This is a genomic window from Oleiphilus sp. HI0061, assembly GCF_001635675.1.
The window spans coordinates 1-556 of the sequence record NZ_LWFE01001581.1 but is presented as its reverse complement, the minus strand read 5'-3'; the positions used below and the strand labels follow the sequence as shown (position 1 = coordinate 556).

General features: G+C 47.8%; 1 protein-coding gene. It reads right to left on the bottom strand.

Annotation, left to right across the window (positions count from 1 at the left end; genetic code table 11):
• Nucleotides 1-60: 60 nt before the first annotated feature.
• A partial coding sequence (locus tag A3735_RS24675; protein ID WP_304440016.1) for an NAD(P)H-hydrate dehydratase occupies nucleotides 61-556 on the bottom strand: 496 nt, incomplete at its 5' end.

The window sequence follows — 556 nt, the reverse complement described above, 5'->3', positions numbered from 1 at the left end:
GAATCAGGAAGGTCGAGAAAAACAAAACTAAGATTCAGGCATAAGATTTTCTCGTCATACCTATAGCTCGTAATTTAGCTTGTTGAGTAGCGATCTGACGACTGGTATCAAATCGCATGCAGATAAGCCACGTTCGCCAGATTGTTTGGCAGCAATGTCTGCTGCACGAGCGTGTAGGGTGGTTGCTAAACGCAAGGCAAAGCCCTCATCGAAGCCTTGAGCGACCAAGCTGCCAATTATTCCACTTAGTACGTCTCCCATTCCCCCGCTTGCCATGCCTGGGTTGCCATAAGGGCAAATGCTGATTGTTTCGCCTTTGCTGGCAAGTAAGCTTCCACTGCCTTTTAATAGAATATGTCCACCAAGCTTATTGGAGAGCTCAGTGATTGCATGAAGCCTATCCTGCTGGATTAGGCCAGCGCTACCATGCCCGAGCAGTCGCGCAGCTTCACCAGGGTGGGGAGTGTATATGCGTTTACCTTGATTTTCCTTATCAACCGAGTTGATCCAATTCTGTTTGTTAGTCAAGATATTCAAGGCGTCTGCATCTAGCACC